The sequence below is a fragment of the Paracoccus beibuensis genome (assembly GCF_026162625.1).
In the GTDB taxonomy this organism is placed as follows: Bacteria; Pseudomonadota; Alphaproteobacteria; order Rhodobacterales; family Rhodobacteraceae; genus Paracoccus; species Paracoccus beibuensis.
The window spans coordinates 1-2442 of the sequence record NZ_JAOTBD010000081.1; the positions used below are offsets into that span (position 1 = coordinate 1).

The window sequence follows — 2442 nt, forward strand, 5'->3', positions numbered from 1 at the left end:
GTAAGCGGCGGTTGCGCCCCACGCGCTTTCAGCTTGAAGGCTCGAAGTTCCAGGGTAGCAGGTCGTCGATCCTTGCTTGCGGGTGACCGGTGGCCACCGCTTCCAAAGTTGCCCTGAGGTAGGCGAAGGGCTCGACGCCGTTGATCTTTGCGGTGGCAATCAGGGAGGCGATGCGTGCCCAGGATCGACCGCCCTCGTCATGGCCGGCGAAGAGCGCGTTCTTGCGGGTCAGAGCGATCGGGCGGATCAGGTTCTCGACGTTGTTGGAGTCGATCTCGACGCGGCCGTCGCGCAGGAAGGTCTGCAACCCGTCCCAGTGGCGATGGATATAGGCCAGCTTCTCGCCGAGGCGCGACTTCATCGATACGCGCCGACACTGCAGCTGAAGCCATTCCCCGAATGCAGCGACCAGCGGCGCAGTGCGCGCCTGGCGGGCCGACAGCCGCTGGCCAGGACCCATGCCGCGGATCTCGGCCTCGATCCGGTAGAGCCCGGCGATCTGGCGCAGTCCCTCGGCTGCGATCTCGGAGCCGTCGCGGTCGAAGACCTCCTTCAGTTTTCGCCGGGCATGCGCCCAGCAATGAGCGACGGTGACCGGCGCGCCGCCTGTCCGGGATGGGCGCGTCAGGCGGTTGTAGCCAGTGTAGCCATCCAGTTGCAGGATGCCGTCAAAGCCCTGCAGGATGCGCTCTGCGTTCTCGCCCGCGCGGTCGGGCGCATAGGTGAAGACCACGCCGGGGGGATCGCCTCCGCCCCATGAGCGGTCATCGCGCGCCAAGGCCCAGAGATAGCCCGTCTTCGTCCGCCCCCGGCCGGGGTCCAGCACAGGGGCTGTTGTCTCGTCCATGAACAGCTTGGTTGACGTCTTCAGGTGTTCGGTCAGCCGATCAACCACCGGGCCGAGGTGGAAGGCGGCGGTGCCGATCCAATCGGCCAGCGTGCTGCGGTGAAGCTCGATGCCCGCGCGGGCGAGGATCTGGCTCTGGCGATACAATGGCAGGTGATCGGCATACTTGCTGACGAGGACATGCGCGAGGACACCCTCGGTCGGCAGGCCGCCCTCGATCAGGTGCGCGGGCGCCGGTGCTTGGGACACACCCTCGGCACAGTGACGGCATGCATATTTGGGACGGATGGTCACGATGACCCGCAGTTGCGCGGGCACGATATCCAGCCGCTCGGTCCGGTCTTCGCCGATGCGGTGCATCTCGCCACAGCCACACGGACAGAGCAGGCTGTCCGGCTCGATGACCTGCTCAAAGCGCGGCAGGCTTGCCGGAAGATGTCCGCGATTGCGGCGTGCGGCTCTAGGCGAAGGCGTGCGGGGGCCAACCTCTGCATCCTGCCGGGTCTCGGCCTCGGCCACGGCGGTTTCCAGGTCCTCGAAAGCCAGCTGGCGCTCGTCGTCGTTCAGCTTTTCCGAGCGTTTGCCATGCACGGCCTCGTTCAGCTCGGCGATCAGATGCTCCAGCCGCCGGTTGGCTTCCCGCAGCACATCCCGTTCGCGCAGCACGGCCAGCACAGCTGCACGCTGGCTTTCGGGGATGACGGACAGGTCGACGGACGGGACTGCGGACATGTCGCGATCATAGCCCGGTCAACCTGATATTGCTCGTCTTTTCTGTTGTTTAAGTCATTCAGCAACGGCCGGCTTCGGGGTCTCCAGAGGCCGGACCCGCCGCCAGTCGAGGCCAGCAAAAAGCGCCTCGAACTGCGTTCGGCTCAAGGTCAGGGCGCCGTCCCGGACGGCGGGCCAGGTGAAGCTGTCGGCCTCGAGGCGCTTGTAAGCCATCACCAGGCCACTGCCGTCCCAGAACAGGATCTTCAACCGGTCGGCCCGCTTCGAGCGGAACACAAAGATCGTGCCGGTGAAGGGGTCTTCCGCCAGCATCGACTGCGCCAGCGCCGCCAACCCGTCATGCCCCTTTCTGAAGTCCACCGGCTTGGTTGCCACCAGGATCCGCATGCCCTGCGAAGGCATCAGCACGGCGCGGCTCCGAGCGCCCGGACGATCTCGGCCAACCGAACGGCGGGCGTGTCCGCCGCCAGTTCGAGCCTCACCTCACCGACCACGATCCGGATCTGCTCTCCAGCCGGCCGCCTGTCGCAGGAAGGTGGCGCTGGCGCCGGATCGCAGACCACAAGCGGGGCAAAAACCGGCTCGTCGGCTGGTGCAGATGGCAGCACCAGCTTGCCTTGCTTCGCCAGCCGCCGCCACGCCGACAGCTGGTTCGGCTGCACACCATACCTGTCCGCCACGGCATTCACCGTGGCACCCGGCTCCAGCGTATCGGCGACCACAAGAGCCTTCACCTCATCCGGCCACCGACGATGCCCCGAGGCATAGATCTCAACACCCAGGGAAGTGAGAAACGAATTCTTGGCACACATTGCGAAACGCATTCCCATCAAACGATGAAAAGGACTTCGCAATACCGCCTC

3 protein-coding genes are annotated in these 2442 nt (G+C 65.7%); all 3 read right to left on the minus strand.

Annotated features, from left to right (window positions below; genetic code table 11):
• Positions 1–28 precede the first annotated feature (28 nt).
• A complete protein-coding gene (gene tnpC / locus OC159_RS19795) occupies positions 29–1579 on the minus strand; it encodes an IS66 family transposase (RefSeq protein ID WP_265502945.1) in 1551 nt (516 codons plus the stop codon).
• A gap of 54 nt (positions 1580–1633) precedes the next feature.
• Complete coding sequence (gene tnpB, locus OC159_RS19800) at positions 1634–1981, minus strand: IS66 family insertion sequence element accessory protein TnpB (protein WP_265502946.1); 348 nt, start codon at positions 1979–1981, stop codon at positions 1634–1636.
• The coding region (gene tnpA, locus OC159_RS19805) for an IS66-like element accessory protein TnpA (RefSeq protein WP_407674165.1) at positions 1981–2442 on the minus strand (462 nt) is incomplete at its 5' end. The genes tnpA and tnpB, both read right to left, overlap by 1 nt.

Bases quoted from the DNA above. Each gene is read 5' to 3' on its own strand.
- tnpC (WP_265502945.1), bottom strand. From the start codon at position 1,579: ATGTCCGCAGTCCCGTCCGTCGACCTGTCCGTCATCCCCGAAAGCCAG.
- tnpB (WP_265502946.1), bottom strand. From the start codon at position 1,981: ATGCCTTCGCAGGGCATGCGGATCCTGGTGGCAACCAAGCCGGTGGAC.